Below are 15,146 nucleotides of genomic sequence, written 5' to 3'. Positions count from 1 at the left end.
GGAAAAGGGAGGCGCGAAGGCCCATGGATGCCCGTTCCCGCTATCTGCGCAGCTTGGTCATCGACGCCTTGGAAGGCGGTGGCCGGGGGCATGTCGGCTCCACGCTCTCCCTGATCGAGATCGTGCGCGTGCTGTACGACGACGTCCTTCGTGTGCGTCCGGACGACCCGGCTTGGCCGGACCGCGACCGCTTCATCCTCAGCAAGGGGCACGGCTGCCTCGCCCTCTACGCGGTGCTGGCGGACAAGGGCTTCTTCCCGGTCGAGGCGCTGAAGGAACAGTGCCGGCCGGGCGCCATGCTGGGCGGACATCCGCAGCGCGGCCACACGCCCGGCGTCGAAGCGTCGACTGGCGCACTCGGCCACGGGCTGGCGCTGGGGGTGGGCATGGCATTGGCCGCAAGGCTGCAGCGCCGCCCCAGCCGTACCTTCGTCGTCATGGGGGATGGCGAACTGGACGAGGGGTCTGTGTGGGAGGCCGCCATGGCGGCCTCCAAGCACCGGCTGGACAACCTCGTCGCCCTCGTCGACTACAACAAGCTCCAGTCCTACGGCTCCGTCGCCGAAGTGCTCGATCTGGAGCCCCTGGCCGACAAATGGCGCAGCTTCGGCTTCGCCGTCGCCGAGGTGGATGGGCACGACGTCAACGGACTGCGTAACCGGCTGACCGCGCTGCCCTTCGAATCCGGCCGGCCGTCCATGCTGATCTGCCACACGGTCAAGGGCAAGGGCCTGGACTTCGCCGAAGGGCAGGCGTTGTGGCACCACAAGGCCAGGATCGAGGCCCCCGACGTGGCCCGGATGCGCCAAGCCCTGGAGACCGCCCGATGAGACAGACCGCCCTTGCCATGGTTCATGAACTGGCGCGCCGCGATCCGCGCGTGCTGTTCATCGGTTCGGACCTCTCCCCTGGCGTGCTCAAGGGCATGAAGGAGGAGATGCCAGAACGCTTCTTCATGGAAGGCGTCAGCGAGGCCTACGTGATCGGGATGGCGGCTGGAATGGCCATGGACGGGTTCATCCCGTACATCAACACCATCGCCACTTTCCTGACCCGCCGCTGCCTGGAGCAGATCTGCATCGACGCCTGCCTGGAGAACCTGCCGCTCCGCCTGATCGCCAGCGGCGGTGGTCTGGTCTACGCCCCGCTCGGCCCGACCCATCTGGCAACCGACGACATCGCGTTGCTCCGCCCCCTGCCCAACATGGCGATCGTCGCCCCGTCCGACGCCGAGGAGATGCGGCGCCTGATGGAAGCATCCCTGACCTGGGACGGACCGCTCTATATCCGCCTGGGTAAGGGCGGCGATCCCGTCGTTTCGCGGGCGGACGCCGGCTTTGCCATCGGCCGCGCGATCCTCATGCGCCCGGCCAACCGGGTATTGATCGTCTCGACGGGCGTGATGACGAGCCGCGCCCTGGCGGCGGCCGACCTGCTGGACACGATCGGCTGCGGCGTGCTGCACATGCACACGATCAAGCCGCTCGACACCGAAGGGCTGCTTACCGCGGCCGCCGGGGCCGAACTGGTGGTGACGCTGGAAGAGCACACGCGGATCGGCGGCCTGGGCAGCGCCGTGGTCGAAGCCCTGTCCGATGCCGGCTGCCTGAAGCCGGTCCTGCGCCTCGGGCTTCCCGATCGCTTTCCGGAAGGCTACGGCTCGCAGGACCATCTGCTCGAACTTGCGGGCCTGCAACCCCCTCAGGTCGCCGACGCCATCCACAAAGCCCTGAACCGGTGAGGTCTAGACCGTAAGGTCCCGCTTCATGACGTCATGGTCGATCAAGCGCCGGGAGAGCACAGGATGAGTGGATCAGAGTTTCCGGCAGGAGAGTTCCTGACGCCGGAGGAGCGGAATCTCTCAGAGCGCTTCGCCGCACAGGGGTACCTGATCGCCCCGGTGGAGAATCGCGGCGCACTCGACCAAATCCGCACCCATGTGGCGGCGGCGGCCTGCAGCGCTCTCGGCATCGCCCCTCCGCCGGATGGGAAGGAAGGTGCTCTGCTCGACCGCATCCACGAGCATGTCGGGCCCGACCGCCTCAACGGCTTGCGCCTGTCCGTCATCGAGGCCATGGCCGCCGCGCCATGGCTCCGACCGGCCTATTTCTCCCTGGCCCGGCAGGCGCTGTCGACGGTGGTGGGCAATGAACTGGCGATGCAGCGGCGCGTCAACCTGTCGGTCCAGCTTCCCGGCGATACAGCATCCCTGCTACCGATCCACGCCGACGTCTGGTCGGGCGATTCACCGTTCGAAGCCGTCTTGTGGGTGCCGCTGGTCGACTGTCATGGAACCAAGGCCATGTATCTGCTGCCGCTGGGCCCGAACGCGGACCTGAGCGAGCGGCTGCACAGCTTCGCCGAACGCAGCGCCGAAGACATCTACCGATCCGTCGAGCCTGAGATCGCATGGATGGAAGTTCCCTACGGCCATTACCTTCTGTTCAACCAGAACCTGGCCCACGGCAATCGGGAGAACGGCGAAGCGGAGACCCGGTGGAGCATGAACTGCCGGTTCAAGGGCGTGTTCACCCCCTACGCCGACAAAAAGCTGGGTGAGTTCTTCGAGCCCATCACCTTGCGCGCCATGAGCCGGATCGGCATGGACTACCGCCTGCCGGGGGGCTTCGATGAGTAAGGTGGAGAGGCGCGGCTACCGCGGCTACATCGGCTGCCGGCCGGTGTTCGGCAACCGGACGGCTCAGCATGTCCAGAACCTGGTGATTCGCGACTATGCCCAGCGTCACGGCCTGGTCTACAAGCTGAGCGCCACCGAGTACGCGATGCCCGGCTGCTATATGATGCTCAACCAAGTGCTGGAAGAGTTGCCGGCGCTTGAGGGGGTTATCGCCTTCACCCTGTTCATGCTGCCGCGCCGGCCTGAACGGCGCGTCGCCATCTACCGCCGCGTCTTGGCTGCCGGAGCGTCCCTGCATACGGCGCTTGAAGGCTTCGCGCTGCACAGCGAGGACGACATCGACCGGCTGGAGCGGATCTGGCGGGTCCAATCCCTCCAGATTCCATCCCTGCAATCCTCCTGAGATGCGCCCATGGCCTGGATCGACTTCATCCAAACGCTCCACAGCAGCACGAAACGCGATTACGTGCAGCGCGTCGTCGAGCACGACAAGGCCGCCTGCGCCCAGGTGGCGCGGCGCTTCGGGCGCGATTATTGGGACGGCGAACGTCAGTATGGCTACGGTGGTTACCATTACGATGGTCGATGGCTGCCGGTGGCCGAGTGCATCGCCGCCCATTACGGACTGAAATCGGGGGATCGCATCCTCGACATCGGCTGTGGCAAAGGCTACCTGCTTCACGAATTCACCCGGGCCGTTCCAGGCGTCGAGGTGTTCGGCATCGACATCTCCACCTACGGCGTCGCCAACAGCAAAGCGGAGGTCCGGTCTCGGCTGGCGGTGGCCGATGCCCGCGCGCTGCCGTTCCCGGACAACAGCTTCGACTTCGTGATTTCGCTGGGAACCCTGCACAACCTGCCGGTCGAGGGGGTGTTCGACGCCTTGGCCGAAGCGGAGCGGGTCGGCCGCAGTGCGCGCAAGTACTTCATGGTCGAATCGTTCAGGGACGAGCGGGAAAAAGCCAACCTCCTCTATTGGCAGCTGACCTGCCAATCCTTCCATGACCCGCAGAGTTGGGCATGGATCGCCAAGCAGGCCGGATACGATGGAGACTACGGCTTCATTTATTTCGAATGACAGGCACTTCCCGCAGACGCGGCTCTGCCTGCCCCTCCTGATTGTGGGCATGCGGATGGAGGAACACTGATGACGCCCGTCTTTCAAGACCGCCCGGACCTGGGAAATGATAGGGGAGGCGCTTGCCTGGTCGTCGGCGGCGACAGCATGATCGGGCGGGCGTTCGTCGAAGCGGCCGACGCTGGCAGCGTCGTCGTGGCGACGACCCGCCGGCACGATGCGGATGGCAAGCGTCGCCTTCACCTGGACCTCGGCGACTCCGCCACATGGAGTTCGGTGTTTGCCCGGCCCTGGACTGCCGCCGTCCTGTGCGCGGCCATGGCCCGACTGGATGCCTGCCACGCAGACCCCGATGCGGCGATGCGGATCAACGCGCACGGCCCGGCCGCCTTGGCGAAGGCGTTGGCGGCGCGTGGCTGTTACGTTGTGCTGCTTTCGACCAATCAGGTTTTCGACGGCAGCAAGCCGCTTCCGTCCCCCGATACTCCGGTAAGCCCAACCACCGCCTATGGTCGCAGCAAGGCGATAGCCGAGCGAAGTGTGCTCGCCTTGGCTGGGCAGCCCGGCATGGTCGCGCCCGGCGTGCTCCGGCTGTCCAAGGTGGTCGAACCGGGAATGGCGCTGTTGACCGGCTGGGTCGAGCGCCTGCGACGGGGCGAGACGATCGCCGCCGCTCGGGACATGTCGCTGGCTCCCCTGCCGGTCGCCCAGGTGGTGCAGGCGTTGCGCGCGATGATCGAACGCAGGACGACGGGGATCGTACAATTGGCGTCGTCCGCCGAGATCTCCTATGTCGACGCGGCCGGTCACATCGCCCGCCGGGTGGGCGCCCCGCCGCATCTGGTGCAAGCCATGGACAGCGTAGCCGCCGGCTTCCTGAAGGAACCGCCGCCGCTCCACACCTTGATGGACGGACGACGTGCTGCCGCGGAACTGGATGTCCATCCATTGGACCCTCTGGAAACCCTTGATGGCTGCATCGCTTCGCTGCTGACGTTTCTTTCCGCTGATGAGAGGCCGGCTCGATGACCGTTTTAGACGGCCACCTTCCCACAGGGCAGAGTCTTGACGAACTGTGGAGAGCCGCCGCTTCGCAAGATGCAACGACCGCCGGCGATGCCGGGTCCCTGGTCCGGGACCTGCTCCACTGGTATGGCGCCCCGCGCGATCCCGGACTCCTGAAGCGTTTCTGTTCCGACTTGCCGAACGGCCGCGTCATGCTGTACGGAGCCGGTACCCTGACCCGAAGCCTGCTGGAGCATCTGCCCCCGGGGATCGTCGTCGTCGGAGTCCTCGACCGGATGGCGTTCGACATCGGGACCTTCCACGGCTATCCGGTCTATCAGCCCGCCCAGACGGCCGGACTGGCCTTCGACTGGGTCCTGCTCGCCCACAGCGTGTACGAAATGGAGATGCGGGCCGCCGCAGTGGCCGCCGGCATTCCACCCGACCGCATCATCACAGTCCATACCAATCCCCGGTACCGGGAACTGTCCGCTCCCATGGTGGAGATGCTGGCAGATCAGGCAAGCCAGCGGCCGGTCAAAGCGATGATCGTGAGCTGCTGCAGCACCAATATCCTTCACGACCGACAGCTTGCCGAATGGCTGCGGCCGGAAGCGACCATTCAGCTCTTTCTCGGGCGGGAGGTCGGTGGCGTGAAAAACGAAGGTCCCTATCTGTCCTTCGACCTTCGGGAGTCGCTTGCGGCCTTGGTGCTGGTCCTCCAACGTCAACGCCCGCGCGTGGTGTATGTGCGCAGCATCATCTACAAGAACTACTTGGGGATGCTGATCAAACACGTTCTGCCGGAAGCGACGGTCATCCAGGAATTCTATGACTACACGGTCCTGTGGCCGGATAACGACCTGGTCAATCTATTCGGACTGAACGCCACCTCCATCGCCTGGCTGAGACAGTCAGAACTGATCGCTGGGCAAACGCTGGACCTTACTCTTTCCAAACGGGGCGGAGCGGAGTGGGATCGGGTGCAGGCTCGCCTGCGCGCACCTTACCGGCTGGTTTTCCCGCAAATGGTCGAAGGTCCCGAACCGTCCAACGGAGCCCCGCTTGCGGATCTGGTGTATGCCGGCTTCCTTCCCTCCAGCACCTTCCTGCGCAGCTTTCCGATCGGTTACAATTTCCTTCCGCTGATCGAAACCCTCTGCCGGGACGGAGGGTTGACCGCCGACATCTTCAATTCGTCTCACGCCGATACATCCGGCGATGCCATCTTCGCCGACTATCTGGAACGGTACGCCGCGCCACCCATGATCTACAGCCGGCGCCTCGACTACGCCGACCTGCTGACGCGGCTGTCCTCCTACCGCTTCGGCTGGCTGTGCAACGATCAGAAGACTTTTCATTCCGACCGCCGGGTCGGCGTTTGCAACCGCTGGACCGGATATGTCAGCGCCGGGCTACCGACACTGCTGGATGCGAGCTGGGGGTTCATGGGTGAACTCCTGCGCGAGTATGGCGCCGGTCTCGTCATTGAACGGCTGGAGCCGGATGCCGTTCTTCAAGCCATCCGCAACGCCGACCACGCGGCTTTGGTCGATGGAACGCTGCGCCTGCGCTCGAAGCTTCTGGTGGAAAATCGAGCCGCTACGGACGACATCGCCGCACTGATCGAACAGGGGATGGCCAGCCCTGGGCAATTCGATCCGCAAAGTCAAAAGGCGATCTGAGCCAGCCGGTCGCTCCCTCAGAGTGTGTCAGATGCCTGTCGAAGCGCCTGACACACTCCAAACTCTACAAAGCAGCCGCTCAGTCCACGCGACCGAGTGCGCCGAACCAAGCCTGGGTGGCCTTGGCAATGGATTCCGGATCCCAGACTGGCGCGTTGCTCCAGTACTCTATGTTCTCCAACACCTTTGCCACCCCAGCTTCGAAGCTGACCGCCGGCCGCCAACCCAACTCCGTCTGGATCTTAGCGGTATCGGCCCAGGTGCAGTCGGGTTCCCCAGGGCGCTTGGGAATGTTCACGACCGGGCCGCCCAGCAGTTCGACCAGCCGGTTCACGGTCTGCGGTGCGTTTGCGCCCACATTGTAGACCTCGCCGGCCCGGTTCGTGCGGGCGGCGCAAAGGAAGGCGGCGGCCACGTCGGTCACGAAGATGAAATCGCGGCTCTGGGTGCCGTCGCCCACCACCGTGAACGGCTTACCGGCCAGCTTCTGCCGCAGGAACACGCCGAACACGGCCCCATAGGCTCCCGATGTGCGGGAACGCGGACCATAGGCGTTGAAGATGCGGATCGAATTCACGGGAAGGCCGTAGACCCGGTGCCAATGCAGTGCCGCCTGCTCCCCTTGGTTCTTGGACAAGGCATAGGGGTACTGCGGAGCGATGCGATGGTCTTCCCGCGTGGGCACGGCAGCGAAGCCGTAGCAGGAGGAGGATGCGGCATAGACGAACTTTTCCACGCCGGCGTGGCGCGACGCCTCCAGCACGCGCACCGTGCCCATGACGTTCGTGTCCATATAGTCCACCGGACGTTCGATGGAGGGCACGATGTCGCCGATGCCGGCGAAGTGGAAGACGTGTCGCGCGTCCCGGAACAGAGAATCATCCAGGGCGACGGCGCGGATATCCCGGGTCTCGACCGTCAGATCCGGGCTTCCGGCGTGATGGGCGAGATTCTCCAGCCGCCCGCCGGCAAGATTGTCGATCACCCTCACGCCATAGCCTTGCTCCAGAAGGAGGTCGACCATGTGGCTGCCAATGAAGCCGCATCCTCCGGTGACGACGGCAACGGGGCGCTGGGGGGGCGACGAGGTCATGCGAGTGCCAAGGCTTTCATGGTGCGGACGTTGAAATAGGCATCGTCGGTCAGGCTGCCGGGGATTTTTCCGTCCCGGAAGGCTTGGCACAGATCCCGGACGGCATCCTCCACCGACCGGTTCGCTTCGAAGCCAATGGCCTGCCTGATCCTGTCGGAATTGACGTGATAGGAGCGGTTGTCGTCGGTCGGCGTGCGGACAATGTCGATTGGCCCCAGGTCCGGGAACTCCTCCATCACCACCTTGCGCACGATCTCGGCGATCTCGGAAACCTTCAGATTGCCGTAACCGGCGTTGAACACCTTGCCGGCGATCGTCTCCGCCGGAAGGCGCAGCAGCAGCAGATAAAGGTCGACCATGTCGTCGATGTGGATGTTCGGCCGCATCTGCTCACCGCCGAAGACCGTGATCTTGCGGTTGTTGATGGCGTGGTTCGTCAGGATGTTGACCGTCAGATCCAAACGCAGCCGCGGCGCATAGCCGCAGACGGTCGAAGGCCGGATGGTGACGCAGGTGAAGTCTGGCGCTTGGTAACGGGCCAGAACCGTTTCGCACATCGCCTTGTATTTGCTGTAGAGCGTCAGAGGCAGCAGCGGATGCTCCTCCGTCACGTCGGCGGCTTCGCTGATCCCATAGACGGAACTACTGGACGCATAAATGAAGCGTCGGACACCCGCGTCACGCGCGGCCTGGACCATCGGCTCGAAGGCATCGTAGTTGATGGTTGTGCTGAGCGCTTCGTCGAGTTCGAAGCTGGGATCGTTGGAAATGCAGGCGAGGTGAATGACGGCGTCCGCTCCGGCGACGGCGCGCGCGAAGTCCGCCGTGTTGCGAATGTCGGCCTTGACGATGCTCAGCGCCGGATCGTCTTTGGGAAGCACGTCGGTGCCGAACAGCATCAGATCATACACCACGACCTGATGGCCCGCCGCCAGAAGCCGCGGAACCAATGCGCTTCCGACATAACCGGCGCCGCCGGTGACCAGCACACGCTTGAAGGGGATGTTTTCGGCCATAAGGTCCTTATTCCGCTTTCAGGCAAACGGTCCGTTACCGGCAACGGACGGGAAAGCAATGACGGCAGCCGGTATGGCAACGCCTAATGCTACAAAGCGGCGTCGGGTGGCGTCAATGAAGTCAAAGCCGCTCCGTACCTCACCCCACAATCTTCCACGACCCGTCGGGCTGGCGGCAGGCGGTGCCGAAGGCCTGCTCGGTGCGGCCGCCGACGACGATGGTCTGCTGGAACTCGCGGCAGTAAGAGCCGGAGCCGTCATAGCCGTCGCGCACCGGCACGATGACGCCCTGGTTGCCGGACTGCGGGTTGTTCCAGCTGATTCGCTGGCCGATCGGGGCGGCATAGGCCTGGGTCGCGGCGCGGTCGGCATAAGCTTGGTCGGCGCGGTCCAGCGAGGCGCCGAGCTCCCGTCCGGCGAAGGCGCCCAGCAGCGTGCCGATGCCGACTGCCACCAGCTTGCCCGAACCGCCGCCGAAGCGCGAACCGATCAGGCCGCCGGCGACGGCGCCGCCGACGGTGCCGAACCCCTCCTTGCTGCCCATCGAACCGGTCTGGCAGCCGGCCAGCATGGTGGACAGCGCAAGCACCGCGACGGCGGTGGTCCGAGTGGCGGCCCGGGCGGTGGTACGGGTGAAACGGGTGCAGGCACGCATCGGAGGACTCAATCTCTGTTCCGAGGGTTGTCGCCCCGGTTATAGCGCAAGCGCCGCCGTTTGTGCAGCCACCCTCTCCCTGCCCTTCAGTGGTCACGCCGCCGGATAGGGACGGAGCCCTCCCTCAGTCGACATCCCTCAGCCATTTCCCCGCGGCCACCGCGACCATTGCCGGATAGTCCGGCATCTCCGGACCGATCAGCGGCAGGGCGAACTCGTCGACGATGCGGGCGAGACCGGCGGCATCCAGCGGCTCCAGCCCCAGTTCCCCGGCCCGGCGGGCGATGTCCATCTCCTGGCCCCAGAAATAGACGCGCGCGGCCCCGGTGTTGGCGGTCATGCGCTGGACCTGGGCCACCCGGCCTTCGACGTTCAGCGGCATCCAGATGTCGGCCAGCAGCGTGTCCGCCGGGGTGGCCGGGGTGTAGGTCAGCGCGTCGCCCTCGATCACCGAAATCTTCGCCGCCGCTTCGGGCGGCAACTGAGCGAAGATGCCGAGCTCGGCGATCAGTCCGATGACCTCGGGATCCCGTTCGACGACGGTGACCCACGTCACCTCCGGGCGCAGCGCGGCATTGGCCGCCGCCCAGCCCATGCCGAGCCCCATCACCACCGTGTCCCCGACCGCGGCGCGGCATCCCAGTTCCTGACTCTCGACCTCGCGGGCCGACAGCGACATCCAGGTGCTGGAGCGCCCTTCGGCCTCCTTGCGCGCCAGGACCGCCAGGTTCTGCATGAGGACGCCGCCGCTCCAGTAGCCGGCGCCGAGATTGAGCGGCGAAACCGACAAGAACCAGTTCGCGCCCTCGCGCGGCTGGTAGGTGGGCATGAACAGGTCGGTCTGGAATAGGGTGGGCACGGAAGCGGGGGGGGAGGTTTGGGACATCGATGCCTCTCGTCGTCAAGGATTGCCGCAGGGCTCAAGCAGGTCCGCCGCCCGGCGCGCGGCCAGGGCCTGCAGATCCCGTTCGACCGCGTCGAACACCGGCTCCCAATCCTCCTCGGGACCCTGGCGGTAGAGGCGCATCGACGGGTACCAGGGGGTCGTCGCGCCGGTCATCCCGTAGACCCAGTAGGGCACATGCTGGATCAGGGTCCACACCGGGGTGCCGAGCGAACCGGCGAGATGGGCGACCGAACTGTCGGTCATGACGACCAGGTCCAGCCGCTCCACCACCGCCGCGGTATCGGTGAAATCCTCCAGCTCCGGCCCCAGCGCCGTGATCGGCGTGCCGGCGGGAAGGGCGCGCAGCTCCTCCTCCGGCGGCCCTTTCTGCAGGCTGTAGAGGCGCACCCCGGGGATCCCGGCGAAACGCAGGAAGCGCTCCAGCGAGGTGGCACGGATCGCGTTGTCGGCGAAGGCGTCGCTTCCCGACCAGACGATGCCGACCTTCAGCCGGCCGTCCTCCGGCCCCAGCAGCCTTGCGGCCTTGGCCCGCGCCTCGTCCGGGACGGTCAGGCGCACCGGTGGCGGCACGCTGTCGATGGTGGTGCCGAAGCGCAGCGGCAGGCTCATGATCGAGGTGTGGACATGGTAGATCGGCGTCGGCGCCGCGTCCTTGGCGATGAAGGCATCCACCCCCTCCAGCGCCGCGAACAGGCGGCGCAGCTCGTCGCGAAGCTCGACGATCACCCGCCTTGCGCCGCGCGCCTTCAGCATCGGCAGGTAGCGGGCCATCAGCAGCGTGTCGCCGAAACCCTGCTCCAGCGTCACCATGACGAAGCGCCCGTCCAGCGACCCGCCGTCCCAACGCGGCCCCCGGTGGAGACGGTAATGATATTCCCGGAGCCAGTAACGGGCCTCGTAATCGGCGAAGCCCTGCGCATAGTCGCCCTGGTGCAGGCGGATTTGCGCCCGCCCCCAGGGCAGGCTGGAATCGTCGGGGGCCAGACGGATCAGCCGCTCCAGCACCGTGAAGTCGGTCGCGAAATCGCCCGACTTGTACAGCGCCGCGGTCAGGCTGAGGCAGGCGGTCGGGTTGTCGGGGGCGAGCGCCACCGCCACGCGGGCGCAGGCGATGGCCTGAGCATGCCGGCCCGTCGCCGTCGAAATGAGGGCCAGATTGTTCCAGACCACGGCATGGTCGGGCGCCACGGCCAGGGCACGGCGGTACTGCAGGATGGCGGCCTCGCGCTCGCCCCCCTGGTTCTGCAGGACGCCCAGCGAGTTCAAACCGTCGGGATCATCGGGATGCTCGACCAGGAACCGCTTGACCTCCGCGAGGGTGGGGGTTGCGGGGGGGAGCTGCGGCTGGGGCGTCTGCATGGTCATGGGGTCACATCCCGCTGCCGGTCCGGTTCGGGCAAGGCGGCCGCCAAGGCGATCCATGGAGCGTCCGCGGAGCCGTCGAGGAAGGCGACCGCCAGCCGGTCCGCCGCCGCCAGCGGATCGCCGGCCGGCAGGCGGGCGAGGCTGCCGTCGGCCAAGCCGTAAAGCGCCGCGCCATCGTCCGACAGGGCCGATCGGCGGCGGGCGACACGGTCGGGATAGGCGAGCGCCAGCAATTCCCCGATCCGGTCGCAGCCGCTGCGCTCCACCGGCTGGTGGATGCCGATCCGCCGCCGCCAAGCCTGCGCCCGCTCCAGGATCGGCCATTCCCGTTCCGGGTCGCAGTCCCCCCTGTCTTCGCCGGTGAGCAGCCGGTCGATCCGTCCCCGCAGGTCGGCGCCGTCCCCGCCGCTGGGATGGTCCGGTTCCGCCAGCCACGCGGCCACCGTGCAGGCGAGCCCGCCCAGCCCGATCTCCGCCCCGCATAGGATCAGCCGGGCCAGCCGGGGATGCAGGCTGAGCCGGGCCATGCGCTGTCCCAGCGGGGTGACTGCCCCGCCGACGCCGACCGCTCCCAGCAGGGCGAGCAGGGAGGATGCATGGGCGCCATGAGGCAGGGCGTCGATGCCCTTCTCCCCCCAGGCAGCCATCTCCAGGGCCAGTTCCAGCGGCGGCGGTTCGGGGGCGGGCAGTTCCGGCAAAGCACAGGGCGGTGAAAGGCGGTAGCAGACCCCCGGCTCCTGCCGGCCGGCGGCGATGACCCGGCGCTCTGCCGCGTTGCGGCCGGCGGGCCGCGTGACCGGGTGGGCCATGCCGCGGCGGCGGTCGTGGCGCGGCAACCGGGTCAGGCCGCAATCCACCACGATGCGGACATCGGCGATCCCGAGCCCCGCCTCGGCCGACGGTGTGGCCAGCACCAGCTTGCGCAGGCCGGGCGGTGCCGGGGAGACGGCGGCCGGCAGGTCGGACGCCGCCTCGTCACAGAGGGCAAGGAGAAGAATGTCCGGACCGACCTCCTCCAAACCCCAGAGCAGGGCGACGACCCGGCGGACCGCACCGCCGTCGGGCAGGACGGCCAGCACGCCGCCGCGCTCCTCCCGCAGGGCACGCCGGATCGCCGCCGCCATTGCCATCTCCACAGCGGCACCCGGGGCGGCACCCGGTGCAAGAGCGTCGAGGGAACGGATCTCCACCGGGAAGCCGGCACCCGCACAGCTCACCACGGGGACCGGCCCGGTCCCGCCGCCCAGCAGGGAGGCCAGGGAAGCCGCCGGCGAAGCGGCCGCCGTCATTCCCAGCAGCAGGGTGCGGCCGCACAGCGCCTCGCGTGCCTCTCGCGCGAAGGCGGCACCCAACAGGCCGTCACCCGGGAACCCGTCGGTGCGCTGTCCGCCGAAGCAATCGAACAGCACCGCACCGACGTCGGCCAGCTCGGGGGAGTCCTGGATTCGGCGCAGGAACAGGATGGCGGGGAGCAGCTCGATCCGCATGCGGGGACCGGTCACGCTGTCCGACAGGGTATGGAAGCCGACGGTGCAGCCGGGCTCCTCCCCCAGCAGGGCGGCCATCCGCAGGCAGGCGGCGCGGGCGGCCAGCCCGTCGGCGGTCACCACGACGATGCGGTGGCCGGGCAGCCAGGGCTGCTCCAGCAGGGCCGGGGGGACCCGCACCGTCTTGCCGACGCCCGGCGGCACCTGGAGCACCGCGCCGCCATGCCGGCGCAGGGCATCGAGCAGGCCGGGCAAAACGGCATCGACGGGAAACCGGGGTGAGGAGGACAGGGGAATCACAGCCGCAACCGGATGATCGGGCGGGCGGTCAGGCCGCCGCGCCCGGAGAGGCGGGCCTGCCGGGAGGGGCGAATCCGGCAAGCGGGTCTGCGGTCACCGGGATCGCGCCGAGGGCCGCGTGCAGCGGGTGGCCCGTCGGAGCCCAGGCCATGTGGAAGTGCGGGGGATCGACAGCGGTGACGCGGAAGCCCAGCCGTTCATAGACCTGCCGCCCATGCGAGCCGACGATCGGGGTGGACAGCGTGATCGGTACCAGCATGCTGGCCGCCGCCGCCTGAATGCCGCGCAGCACGTCGGAGCCGATGCCCTTGCCCTGCGCCCTGGTCAGGATCTGGAGTTCCGACACCCGCCAGTCGGCATGGCCGAGATTGATCACCAGCCGGCCTACCCGGTCGCCGGACTTCCCGATGACGAGGTCGACATGCTCGGGATAGATCGCCTCCTGCCCGGCACGCATCGTCTTGTACTGCTGTTCATACAGGCTGCGCAGGAAGTCGCGGTCGCCTTGCGCCCAGGATAGCCAGGGCCGCGCCTCGATGAACAGCTCCAGCAGGAAGGTCTCGTCGGACGGGGTGACGAAGCGAAGCGACAGGTTGCCCGGCAGGGCGAAGGATCCGGCGAAACCAGCCATGCGTCGGCAGTCCCTCGATTGGGATCGTTCGCCCTGCCCCGCCCTGCAAGGGGCAGGGGCAGGGCGAACGGTGTCAGTTGAAGATGATCTGGAACCGCGCCACGTCGGGGCCGGAAGCGGCGGAGGCGACCCGCTCGACATACAGCGGTCCGACGCTGCCCATCACCGGGTGGGTGATCGTGAAGGAGGCGCCGTTGAAATGCGGCACCCCGTCCACCGGGCATTCCAGGATCAGGTCGAAGGCCGTCCTGGCGGCCCCGCGCATGGTGTTGCGCGGGTATTCCGTGGAAACGACCAGGGTCGCGGCGATCTCCAGCCCCTCTTCCGACACCAGCGTGAAGACGCTGTTCAGATGGGGGGTGAAGTCGGCGGACGAGAGGGTTCGCAGTTCGGTCACGGGCGGTCCGGGTACAGGCCGTTCACGGCGATGATGAAGCTCATCGCCAAGTAAGGCTGCATGTTCGAGAAGGGAGCGTTCAGGCCAGCTGGGGCGATCGACACGGTGCCGCCGGTGATGCCGCCACCGCCGCCGGTCACTGACAGCGTGACGTCGCCCGTGGCGCTGCCGGTAAAAGTGCCGCCGCTCACGGTGAGGGTGGCGTTCGTGCTCTGCAGGGTCAGGTCCGAGGCATTGGGCTGATAGAAGTTCGCCGAGGTGCCGGAGGGGCGGCCAACGACATTGTTGGTGGTGCTCGGAAGATTGGCGCCACCCGATGTCTGGGTCGACAGTGCCTTGGGCGCGATCGTACCGGTGGCCTGAGCGCCGGAGAGGCTGCCGGAAACCGGCAGGGTCACCGAGCCGGTCGCCGACCCCGGGGTACCGGAGCCGCCACCGCCAACGGGGATGAAGGTGGAACTGTGGGTGTGGGCGGGCAACTGCGTCTGCGACAGGGTCGTCGCCTGCGTGCCGCCGGCGTTGCCCAGGGTATATTGGGACGTGTTCAGGACACCGGTGCCGATCGGCGTGCGGCCCTGAAGGTTCGGCAGGTTGAAGTTCGAGCTGCCGTTGCCGCCAAAGACAAAGCCCATCAGGGAATAAAGCGCTTCGTACTGCTGCACGGTCAGAAGCTGGCCCTGGCAGAGCTGATAGTTCATCGGAGCCCAGTTCCAGGGCACCATGAAAATCATACCGATCATCGGATCCATAAAAATCTCCCCCTTTGTGGCGAGCTTTGCCGCTACGCACAATTAGATTGAAAAACTCTACGATTGATGTTTGCCGAACTAGAATTCATATATCAAGCATATTCTATTAAGTATGTTCATTGTAGCAATTTATCGCATGA

Annotated in this window: 16 protein-coding genes; 7 read left to right on the top strand and 9 right to left on the bottom strand. The window is 66.7% G+C overall.

Annotated features, from left to right (window positions below; translation table 11 throughout):
- Positions 1 to 23 precede the first annotated feature (23 nt).
- The 7 genes from JHL17_RS25555 to JHL17_RS25525 all read left to right on the top strand — a co-directional run bounded on the left by JHL17_RS25555 (position 24) and on the right by JHL17_RS25525 (position 6,406).
- A complete protein-coding gene (locus JHL17_RS25555) occupies positions 24 to 830 on the top strand; it encodes a transketolase (RefSeq protein WP_247893816.1) in 807 nt (268 codons plus the stop codon).
- Entirely contained in the window at positions 827 to 1,741 is a 915-nt protein-coding gene (locus tag JHL17_RS25550) for a transketolase family protein (RefSeq protein WP_200197498.1), read from the top strand. Before JHL17_RS25555 ends, JHL17_RS25550 begins: the two co-directional genes overlap by 4 nt.
- A 63-nt stretch (positions 1,742 to 1,804) precedes the next feature.
- Positions 1,805 to 2,638: a sporadic carbohydrate cluster 2OG-Fe(II) oxygenase gene (locus tag JHL17_RS25545; protein ID WP_200197497.1), complete on the top strand. Its 834-nt coding sequence runs from the start codon at positions 1,805 to 1,807 to the stop codon at positions 2,636 to 2,638.
- Positions 2,631 to 3,041 carry an LIC12192 family sporadic carbohydrate cluster protein gene (locus tag JHL17_RS25540; RefSeq protein WP_200197496.1) on the top strand — a complete coding sequence of 137 codons (411 nt, stop codon included), beginning with the start codon at positions 2,631 to 2,633 and terminating at the stop codon, positions 3,039 to 3,041. The genes JHL17_RS25545 and JHL17_RS25540 overlap by 8 nt, the downstream gene beginning before the upstream one ends.
- A 9-nt stretch (positions 3,042 to 3,050) precedes the next feature.
- The gene (locus JHL17_RS25535; protein ID WP_200197495.1) at positions 3,051 to 3,716 is read left to right on the top strand and encodes a class I SAM-dependent methyltransferase; all 666 of its coding nucleotides are present in this window, start codon (positions 3,051 to 3,053) and stop codon (positions 3,714 to 3,716) included.
- Between the two features lie 69 nt (positions 3,717 to 3,785).
- Complete coding sequence (locus JHL17_RS25530) at positions 3,786 to 4,745, top strand: SDR family oxidoreductase (RefSeq protein WP_200197494.1); 960 nt, start codon at positions 3,786 to 3,788, stop codon at positions 4,743 to 4,745.
- Entirely contained in the window at positions 4,742 to 6,406 is a 1,665-nt protein-coding gene (locus JHL17_RS25525) for a hypothetical protein (RefSeq protein WP_200197493.1), read from the top strand. Before JHL17_RS25530 ends, JHL17_RS25525 begins: the two co-directional genes overlap by 4 nt.
- A 79-nt stretch (positions 6,407 to 6,485) precedes the next feature.
- Here JHL17_RS25525 and JHL17_RS25520 read toward each other — a convergent pair whose 3' ends face one another.
- The 9 genes from JHL17_RS25520 to JHL17_RS25480 all read right to left on the bottom strand — a co-directional run bounded on the left by JHL17_RS25520 (position 6,486) and on the right by JHL17_RS25480 (position 15,006).
- Complete coding sequence (locus JHL17_RS25520; RefSeq protein WP_200197492.1) at positions 6,486 to 7,499, bottom strand: NAD-dependent epimerase/dehydratase family protein; 1,014 nt, start codon at positions 7,497 to 7,499, stop codon at positions 6,486 to 6,488.
- Complete coding sequence (locus JHL17_RS25515; RefSeq protein WP_200197491.1) at positions 7,496 to 8,515, bottom strand: NAD-dependent epimerase/dehydratase family protein; 1,020 nt, start codon at positions 8,513 to 8,515, stop codon at positions 7,496 to 7,498. The genes JHL17_RS25520 and JHL17_RS25515 overlap by 4 nt, the downstream gene beginning before the upstream one ends.
- Before the next feature lie 139 nt (positions 8,516 to 8,654).
- On the bottom strand, positions 8,655 to 9,170 hold the full coding sequence (locus JHL17_RS25510; RefSeq protein ID WP_247893815.1) for an RT0821/Lpp0805 family surface protein: 516 nt from the start codon (positions 9,168 to 9,170) through the stop codon (positions 8,655 to 8,657).
- 124 nt (positions 9,171 to 9,294) lie between these two features.
- Positions 9,295 to 10,056: a hypothetical protein gene (locus tag JHL17_RS25505; RefSeq protein ID WP_200197490.1), complete on the bottom strand. Its 762-nt coding sequence runs from the start codon at positions 10,054 to 10,056 to the stop codon at positions 9,295 to 9,297.
- 15 nt (positions 10,057 to 10,071) lie between these two features.
- Positions 10,072 to 11,442 carry a glycosyltransferase family 9 protein gene (locus JHL17_RS25500; protein WP_200197489.1) on the bottom strand — a complete coding sequence of 457 codons (1,371 nt, stop codon included), beginning with the start codon at positions 11,440 to 11,442 and terminating at the stop codon, positions 10,072 to 10,074.
- Positions 11,439 to 13,184 (bottom strand): DEAD/DEAH box helicase, encoded by a 1,746-nt coding sequence (locus tag JHL17_RS25495; protein WP_200197488.1) that lies wholly within the window; start codon positions 13,182 to 13,184, stop codon positions 11,439 to 11,441. Before JHL17_RS25495 ends, JHL17_RS25500 begins: the two co-directional genes overlap by 4 nt.
- Before the next feature lie 73 nt (positions 13,185 to 13,257).
- A complete protein-coding gene (locus tag JHL17_RS25490; RefSeq protein ID WP_200197487.1) occupies positions 13,258 to 13,860 on the bottom strand; it encodes a GNAT family N-acetyltransferase in 603 nt (200 codons plus the stop codon).
- A 73-nt stretch (positions 13,861 to 13,933) separates the two neighbouring features.
- The gene (locus tag JHL17_RS25485; protein ID WP_200197486.1) at positions 13,934 to 14,257 is read right to left on the bottom strand and encodes a DUF6916 family protein; all 324 of its coding nucleotides are present in this window, start codon (positions 14,255 to 14,257) and stop codon (positions 13,934 to 13,936) included.
- Positions 14,254 to 15,006 carry a phage tail protein gene (locus tag JHL17_RS25480; RefSeq protein WP_247893814.1) on the bottom strand — a complete coding sequence of 251 codons (753 nt, stop codon included), beginning with the start codon at positions 15,004 to 15,006 and terminating at the stop codon, positions 14,254 to 14,256. Before JHL17_RS25480 ends, JHL17_RS25485 begins: the two co-directional genes overlap by 4 nt.
- Positions 15,007 to 15,146: the final 140 nt, after the last annotated feature.

Source organism: Azospirillum endophyticum, from assembly GCF_016595245.1.
Classification (GTDB): domain Bacteria; phylum Pseudomonadota; class Alphaproteobacteria; order Azospirillales; family Azospirillaceae; genus Azospirillum; species Azospirillum endophyticum.
The sequence above is the reverse complement of the archived record's forward strand: the minus strand, read 5'-3'. Positions and strand labels throughout refer to the sequence as shown.

Excerpts from the sequence above, each read along its gene's own strand:
- JHL17_RS25490 (WP_200197487.1), bottom strand. The coding sequence starts at position 13,860 with ATGGCTGGTTTCGCCGGATCCTTCGCCCTGCCGGGCAACCTGTCGCTT.
- JHL17_RS25530 (WP_200197494.1), top strand. The coding sequence starts at position 3,786 with ATGACGCCCGTCTTTCAAGACCGCCCGGACCTGGGAAATGATAGGGGA.
- JHL17_RS25525 (WP_200197493.1), top strand. The coding sequence starts at position 4,742 with ATGACCGTTTTAGACGGCCACCTTCCCACAGGGCAGAGTCTTGACGAA.
- JHL17_RS25540 (WP_200197496.1), top strand. The coding sequence starts at position 2,631 with ATGAGTAAGGTGGAGAGGCGCGGCTACCGCGGCTACATCGGCTGCCGG.
- JHL17_RS25520 (WP_200197492.1), bottom strand. The coding sequence starts at position 7,499 with ATGACCTCGTCGCCCCCCCAGCGCCCCGTTGCCGTCGTCACCGGAGGA.
- JHL17_RS25555 (WP_247893816.1), top strand. The coding sequence starts at position 24 with ATGGATGCCCGTTCCCGCTATCTGCGCAGCTTGGTCATCGACGCCTTG.
- JHL17_RS25545 (WP_200197497.1), top strand. The coding sequence starts at position 1,805 with ATGAGTGGATCAGAGTTTCCGGCAGGAGAGTTCCTGACGCCGGAGGAG.
- JHL17_RS25500 (WP_200197489.1), bottom strand. The coding sequence starts at position 11,442 with ATGACCATGCAGACGCCCCAGCCGCAGCTCCCCCCCGCAACCCCCACC.
- JHL17_RS25550 (WP_200197498.1), top strand. The coding sequence starts at position 827 with ATGAGACAGACCGCCCTTGCCATGGTTCATGAACTGGCGCGCCGCGAT.
- JHL17_RS25505 (WP_200197490.1), bottom strand. The coding sequence starts at position 10,056 with ATGTCCCAAACCTCCCCCCCCGCTTCCGTGCCCACCCTATTCCAGACC.
- JHL17_RS25510 (WP_247893815.1), bottom strand. The coding sequence starts at position 9,170 with ATGCGTGCCTGCACCCGTTTCACCCGTACCACCGCCCGGGCCGCCACT.
- JHL17_RS25515 (WP_200197491.1), bottom strand. The coding sequence starts at position 8,515 with ATGGCCGAAAACATCCCCTTCAAGCGTGTGCTGGTCACCGGCGGCGCC.
- JHL17_RS25480 (WP_247893814.1), bottom strand. The coding sequence starts at position 15,006 with ATGGATCCGATGATCGGTATGATTTTCATGGTGCCCTGGAACTGGGCT.
- JHL17_RS25535 (WP_200197495.1), top strand. The coding sequence starts at position 3,051 with ATGGCCTGGATCGACTTCATCCAAACGCTCCACAGCAGCACGAAACGC.